Here is a 6,518-nt window from a genome sequence, read left to right as displayed (position 1 = left end):
AGTCTTTAGACTCCAGTGCCGGTAACAGACCCTTATAGGGTCAAAGCAAACCACCGGCTAAGCCGGTGGTCGTGATTTACAGTATAAGGAGCGACTTTATGTTTGCAGACAGAGCAAAAATCATTATCCGTTCTGGTAAGGGCGGAGACGGCCATGTAAGCTTCCGCAGAGAGCTGTACGTACCCAACGGCGGTCCGGATGGCGGGGACGGCGGAAGAGGCGGAGACGTTATCTTTGAAGTGGACGAGGGACAGAACACTCTGGGAGATTACAGGCATAAAAGAAAATTTAAAGCAGAGGACGGAGAAGAAGGCGGAAAGAGACGCTGCCACGGCGGAGACGGCAGGGATATTGTTCTTAAGGTTCCGGAGGGAACAGTTATTATGGAAGCGGAATCCCGTAAAGTCATTGCCGATATGTCCGGAGACAACAAAAGACAGGTTGTGTTAAAAGGTGGAAGAGGCGGAAAAGGCAATCAGCATTACGCAACTGCTACTATGCAGGTGCCGAAATACGCTCAGCCTGGACAGCCTGCCCAGGAGCTGGAGGTTCTTCTGGAGCTGAAGGTGATCGCAGACGTGGGTCTGGTCGGTTTCCCGAATGTTGGAAAGTCAACTTTCCTTTCCAGAGTTACCAATGCACAGCCAAAGATCGCCAATTATCATTTTACAACTCTGAGCCCCAATCTGGGCGTTGTGGATACAGAGAACGGAGGATTTGTAATAGCAGATATTCCGGGGCTGATCGAGGGCGCTTCTGAAGGCGTAGGTCTTGGTCATGAATTTCTTCGCCACATTGAAAGAACCAGAGTTCTGGTTCACATTGTAGATGCGGCTTCTACAGAAGGCCGTGATCCGGTGGATGATATTTATAAGATCAACAAAGAACTGGAAGCTTATAATCCGGAAATCGCAGCAAGACCTCAGCTGATCGCAGCCAACAAGATCGACTGTATCTTTGATGATGGCGAAGAAAATCCGGTAGATCGCCTGAGAGCTGAATTTGAACCCAAGGGAATCCAGGTATATCCCGTTTCTGCGGCAACAGGTCAGGGAATCCGTGAATTGCTTTTTGGGATCCGGCAGCTTCTTGATGAAAGCCCTGCAGAGCGCATTGTTTTTGAACAGGAATTCTTCCCGGAGGATGTTCTTATTACAGAGAACCTTCCTTATACTGTTACAAAGGCGGAGGACGATCCCCATGTCTTTGTTGTGGAAGGACCGAAGATTGAAAAAATGCTGGGTTATACCAATCTGGATTCAGAAAAAGGATTTGCTTTCTTCCAGCGTTTCCTTAAGGACGGAGGCATTCTTGATGAACTGGAAAACGCCGGCATAGAAGAAGGCGACACTGTGCGCATGTACGGATTTGACTTTGATTATTATAAATAAGTGATATTTTAGAAAGGCTGGTTACAGTTATGACAAGTAAACAGAGAGCTTATCTGAAAAGTCTGGCAATGAAAATGGATCCGGTCCTTCAGCTTGGTAAGGGAAGCGTTACACCGGAGAATACAGCTTCTGTAGATGAAGCGTTGGCAGCCAGAGAGCTGATCAAGATCAGTGTTCTTCAGAACTGCCTGGACGATCCCCGCCAGATGGCAGAGGTTCTTGCAGAGAGAACACATTCTCAGGTTGTTCAGGTAATTGGACGTAAGATCGTTCTTTACCGGGAAGGCAAAAAAGATAAGAAAAAAATCATTCTGCCATAATACAGGAGGAATGAACATGGCTTCACATCGAAAAAAAATAGGAATCATGGGAGGAACCTTTGATCCTGTTCACGTAGGCCATCTGATTCTCGGAGAAAAGGCATATGAACAGCTGGGACTTGACTGTGTGTGGTTTATGCCAAGCGGAAACCCTCCGCATAAAAGGAACCGTCAGGGAAGAGCAAGTAATGAAGAGAGGATTTCCATGGTGCAAAAAGCCATTGAGGGAAATCCTCATTTTGAACTTTCTCTGATAGAAATGAACGAAGACGGATATTCTTATACCTATCGAACCCTGGAACGGCTGAAACAGGAAAACCCGGACACAGACTATTACTTTATTATCGGCGCAGACTCTCTTTATGATTTCGCCACCTGGAAAGAGCCTTCTCGGATCTGCCAGGCATGTACCATTGTGGTTGCTGCCAGAAACCATGTTCCCACATCCAGTCTGGATCAGGAAATGACTTATCTTTCTCATCAGTATGGAGGATGTTTTATCCGGCTGGATACGCTGAATATTGATATTTCCAGTCAGTTGATCCGTCAGTGGATACAGGAGGGAAAAAGTCTCCGATACTATGTTCCGGATCCGGTGGTTTCCTATATCCGGGAGCATCATATTTATCTTGCATCGGAAGGAGGAACTAAATACAATGGCTGAATACGATTTTATAAAAATACAGAAACAACTTTCAAAGCATCTGGACGAAAATCGGTTTCATCATACGCTTGGCGTTATGTATACCTGCGCGGCTCTGGCAATGGCTCATGACTGCTCGATACCGGATGCGCAGCTGGCAGGACTTCTTCACGACTGCGCAAAATGTATTCCCAACAAAAAGAAACTGGATATGTGCGAGGAAAACCGTATTCCAGTAACAGACTTTGAAAGAGAACATCCATTTCTTCTCCATGCAAAGCTGGGCGCTTTTGTGGCAAAGGATAAATATGGAATCGGAAAAGAAGAAATTCTTTCTGCCATTGCTTTCCATACAACAGGAAAGCCGGATATGAGTCTTCTGGAAAAGATTGTTTATATTGCAGATTACATTGAACCGGGCAGGGACAGGGCGCAGAATTTGTCAAAAATCCGAAAGATCGCCTTTCAGGATCTGGATGAATGCATGTATGTGATCCTGAAAGATACCCTGGATTATCTGGAAAAAACTCCGGGGGAAATTGATTCTGCAACAGAAGATGCATTTGCTTACTACAGAGATTTACACACAAAAAGGCAGGGAAACTGATTCCTTTGCCGGAAAGGGGCTTTGATCTATGAATAGAGAAAAGGAAATGACAAAGATTGCTTTAAGAGCTCTTGATGACAAAAAAGCCATGGATGTAAAAGTAATTGATATTCATGAGGTTTCTGTTCTGGCAGATTATTTTGTAATTGCCAGCGGAAGCAATCAGAATCAGGTTCAGGCTATGGTTGACAATGTGGAAGAGATGCTTACAAAAGCAGGATATGAACCAAAACAGATTGAGGGTACCAGAAATTCCAGCTGGATCCTTATGGATTACGGCGATTTGATCATTCATGTGTTTGATGAAGAGAACCGTCTGTTTTATGATCTGGAGAGAATCTGGCGTGATGGAAAAGTTCTGGAAATGGAAGAATTTCTGGCAGAATAAATCTGTGTGAAATTGTCTGTATATAGAAATTTTGGTTTGCAATAATTAATTTATGTAAACTAATAATTAAAAAAATATCCAGCAGGAAGAGTTTTATAAAACCTGTCCTGTCTGGAGAAATAATTTCTGATAAAAATACGGATCCCCGGAAGCTGTAAACGAAAAGCAACAGTTTCCGGGGATTCTTTTAAGGCTGTTCTGATTAGTTATAAAAACGAAATACGCCAAATACCTTGCCGAGGATCTGAAGATTACCGTGAACAAGAATCGGATCCATCTCGTCATTTTCAGGCTGAAGACGATAGTAGCCGTCTTCCTTATAGAAAGTCTTGACTGTAGCTGCATCCTCCACAAGAGCTACTACCATATCGCCATTTTCAGCAGAGGACTGCTGTTTTACCAGAACCTGGTCTCCGTCAAAAATTCCTGCGTTGATCATACTGTCTCCCTTTACCTTCAGAAGAAAACTCTGGGCATTGGGCATAAACTCTGCCGGGACCGGAAAATATCCTTCAATATTTTCTACTGCAAATATAGGCTGTCCTGCAGCCACTGTTCCAATCAAAGGAACATTCACAACCTCTCTGCGCACAAGATTGAACTGGTCATCAAGGATCTCTATCGCTCTTGGCTTCGTTGCGTCTCTACGGATGTAACCGTTCTTTTCCAGAGCTTCCAGATGAGAATGAACAGAGGATGTAGATTTCAGATGGACAGCCTCGCAGATCTCACGCACTGCCGGAGGAAATCCCCTGTTCAGAATCTCGTTTTTAATATAATCCAGTATTTCCTGCTGCTTCTTACTGATTCTGCCGTATGCCATATTTTTACCTCCAAAATTTCCGCAACATTCCGTTTTCGTTATTATACCATACTTTTTTACAGATAGCAAACAGATATTCGGAAAATATGTTCGCAAATCACAAAAAAACAATCGGTCTGTTTATGATCCACAGTGAAAAAACTGTCTCTTTTCCTTGTCAGACAGGGCTTAAAATGATACAATGGGTTCGTATATCTGAAAAAGTTATTTAAAGGAGGCATTTTTTTGCCTGATCACAGTAAATCATCAAGAAACCATGGGTTTCTTTCAAAAATAAAAAATATTTTCGGCCTGAATATCGGAACCATTATTTTTGGCGTGTTGCTTCTGTATATGATATTCAGTATGATTGTATATCTGGCATCTGATAAAGTAGAATCCTATCAGGTTATTTCCGGACCTCTTTCCAGAAATGAAACATACACAGGGCTTGCCATACGTGAAGAGTCCATTTATAAAGCAGATTCTGACGGTTTTATTACCTACTATGCAAGAGAAGGAAATAAGATCAATGCCAATGGACCGGTTTACGGGATTAGCAGCTCTAAGCCAACAGAAAACAGCGCTGAACTGACCCCGGAGGAGCTTACCAGTATCCGCAATGATATGATGAGTTTCTCAAAAGGCTTTAATCCAAGTAAATTTAATAATACATACAGCTTTAAATATACTTTAGAGGGAAATATCCTTCAGTATGCAGGAACCGCTGAAGGAGGCTCGATGTCCTTGGGAGGTCAGGCAGTTACAAAAGCAGACAGTGACGGGATTGTCCTTTATTCCATGGACGGCTATGAAAATAAAAGCATATCCACTTTATCGACAGTAGATTTTGATCAGAATGCTTACCATGAAACAGATCTGAAAACAGACGGTTCCATAAAAGCAGGAGATCCTGTTTATACTCTTATTACGGATGAACGGTGGAGTATCCTGATTCCTCTCAGTGAAAAACAGGAGGCGAAGCTTGCTGACAGGACTACTGTCCGGGTAAAATTTCTGAAAGATGATAAAACTCAGAACGGAGACTTTTCTATTATAGAGATCGACGGTCAGAAATATGGCCGGATTGATTTTAACAAGGGGCTGATCCGGTATGCTTCTGATCGCTTTATAGAGATTGAGCTTGTAACAAATACGGTTACTGGTCTGAAAATCCCTCTGTCTTCCATTGTAACTAAGGAATTTTATACGATTCCATCCAAATATGCCACAACAGACAGGGAAACTCAACAGACAGGATTTATGGTGGAAGGTGCGGACAAAAATGGAAATAGCACCTCTACGTTTGTTCCGGCTGATATTTATGCGCAGATTGAGGATAAAAGTACGGAAACAGAAAAAGGAAAGAAACCGGATTATATTTATTATATAGATAAAAAGAAATTCAAAGAAGGCGATGTGGTTGTCTGTCAGGAAGATCAGAGCCGATATGTGATCAAAGATGTCGGGGTTCTGGAAGGTGTATACTGTACCAATCAGGGATATGCTGTTTTCCGCAGGATAGAGGTTCTTGACCAGAATGAAGAATACGCCATCGTATCAAAAAATACTTCTTATGGACTTTCACGGTATGATCACATTGTTCGTGATGCAGACAAAGTAAATGAAGAAGAGATTTTATATTAGTCTGGAGGCAGGAAATTATGATAACAGAAAATCTGGAACAGGTCAGAAAAAATATTGATGAAGCATGCAGAATAGCAGGACGTGATCCCAAAGAGGTTACTCTGATCGCTGTAAGCAAAACAAAACCTGTGTCCATGCTGAAGGAAGCCTACGATGCAGGCGCCAGATGTTTCGGCGAAAATAAGGTACAGGAGATCATGGACAAACATCCACAGCTTCCTGATGATATCAAGTGGCACATGATCGGTCATTTGCAGAGAAATAAGGTTAAATACATTGTTGATAAGGTTTCCCTGATCCATTCTGTAGATTCCTTGCGTCTTGCTCAGACTATTGAACAGGAAGCTGCAAAGCGTCAGGTCTGTGTTCCCATTCTCCTGGAGGTGAATGTTGCTCAGGAAGAAAGCAAATTCGGTTTGAAAATGGACGAGGTTCTTCCTCTTATTGAGGCTGTTGCAGATTTTCCTCATATAAAGGTACAGGGACTTATGACCATTGCTCCTTATGTGGAAAATGCAGAAGACAACCGTGGTTTTTTCCGACAATTAAAAAAATTAAGTGTTGACATTGAGGCAAAAAACATTAATAATGTTAGTATGAGCGTTTTGAGTATGGGGATGACTGGAGATTATCAGGTCGCTGTCCAAGAGGGCGCAACAATGGTTCGTGTGGGCACGGGAATTTTCGGTGAAAGAAATTACGTGCGATAACGAAACAAAG

8 protein-coding genes are annotated in these 6,518 nt (G+C 42.7%); 7 read left to right on the top strand and 1 reads right to left on the bottom strand.

Translation table 11 applies throughout. The annotated features are described in order from the left end of the window. The first annotated feature begins 98 nt into the window (after nt 1-98). From obgE to rsfS, 5 genes are read left to right on the top strand one after another with little or no spacing between them, the layout of a single operon-like run. Nucleotides 99-1,391 (top strand): GTPase ObgE, encoded by a 1,293-nt coding sequence (obgE, locus tag LU279_RS07420; RefSeq protein ID WP_274421939.1) that lies wholly within the window; start codon nt 99-101, stop codon nt 1,389-1,391. A gap of 29 nt (nt 1,392-1,420) precedes the next feature. Further along, the gene (gene yhbY, locus LU279_RS07415; RefSeq protein WP_022067454.1) at nt 1,421-1,711 is read left to right on the top strand and encodes a ribosome assembly RNA-binding protein YhbY; all 291 of its coding nucleotides are present in this window, start codon (nt 1,421-1,423) and stop codon (nt 1,709-1,711) included. A 16-nt stretch (nt 1,712-1,727) separates the two neighbouring features. Next, a complete protein-coding gene (nadD, locus tag LU279_RS07410) occupies nt 1,728-2,375 on the top strand; it encodes a nicotinate-nucleotide adenylyltransferase (RefSeq protein WP_274421938.1) in 648 nt (215 codons plus the stop codon). Next, on the top strand, nt 2,368-2,961 hold the full coding sequence (gene yqeK, locus LU279_RS07405) for a bis(5'-nucleosyl)-tetraphosphatase (symmetrical) YqeK (RefSeq protein ID WP_274421937.1): 594 nt from the start codon (nt 2,368-2,370) through the stop codon (nt 2,959-2,961). Before nadD ends, yqeK begins: the two co-directional genes overlap by 8 nt. 28 nt (nt 2,962-2,989) lie before the next feature. Beyond that, nucleotides 2,990-3,349: a ribosome silencing factor gene (gene rsfS / locus LU279_RS07400; protein WP_022067457.1), complete on the top strand. Its 360-nt coding sequence runs from the start codon at nt 2,990-2,992 to the stop codon at nt 3,347-3,349. A 202-nt stretch (nt 3,350-3,551) separates the two neighbouring features. On the opposite strand, the gene lexA is transcribed toward rsfS, so the two are convergent. Beyond that, nucleotides 3,552-4,172, bottom strand: coding sequence for a transcriptional repressor LexA (gene lexA / locus LU279_RS07395; protein ID WP_022067458.1), 621 nt, complete (start codon nt 4,170-4,172; stop codon nt 3,552-3,554). A gap of 225 nt (nt 4,173-4,397) precedes the next feature. Here lexA and LU279_RS07390 point away from each other — a divergent pair, with 225 nt between their 5' ends. Beyond that, nucleotides 4,398-5,798, top strand: coding sequence for an HlyD family efflux transporter periplasmic adaptor subunit (locus tag LU279_RS07390; protein WP_274421936.1), 1,401 nt, complete (start codon nt 4,398-4,400; stop codon nt 5,796-5,798). A gap of 17 nt (nt 5,799-5,815) precedes the next feature. Next, nucleotides 5,816-6,508, top strand: a complete 693-nt coding sequence (locus LU279_RS07385; RefSeq protein ID WP_274421935.1) for a YggS family pyridoxal phosphate-dependent enzyme — start codon at nt 5,816-5,818, stop codon at nt 6,506-6,508. The last annotated feature ends 10 nt before the right edge of the window (nt 6,509-6,518 follow it).

Origin of the sequence: Blautia sp. XA-2221 (genome assembly GCF_028767025.1) — a bacterium.
Taxonomy (GTDB): domain Bacteria; phylum Bacillota; class Clostridia; order Lachnospirales; family Lachnospiraceae; genus Blautia_A.
This window is presented reverse-complemented; position numbering and strand designations above follow the sequence as displayed.

Coding starts and splice junctions, on each gene's coding strand:
- obgE (WP_274421939.1), top strand. CDS start 99: ATGTTTGCAGACAGAGCAAAAATCATTATCCGTTCTGGTAAGGGCGGA.
- yhbY (WP_022067454.1), top strand. CDS start 1,421: ATGACAAGTAAACAGAGAGCTTATCTGAAAAGTCTGGCAATGAAAATG.
- nadD (WP_274421938.1), top strand. CDS start 1,728: ATGGCTTCACATCGAAAAAAAATAGGAATCATGGGAGGAACCTTTGAT.
- yqeK (WP_274421937.1), top strand. CDS start 2,368: ATGGCTGAATACGATTTTATAAAAATACAGAAACAACTTTCAAAGCAT.
- rsfS (WP_022067457.1), top strand. CDS start 2,990: ATGAATAGAGAAAAGGAAATGACAAAGATTGCTTTAAGAGCTCTTGAT.
- lexA (WP_022067458.1), bottom strand. CDS start 4,172: ATGGCATACGGCAGAATCAGTAAGAAGCAGCAGGAAATACTGGATTAT.
- LU279_RS07385 (WP_274421935.1), top strand. CDS start 5,816: ATGATAACAGAAAATCTGGAACAGGTCAGAAAAAATATTGATGAAGCA.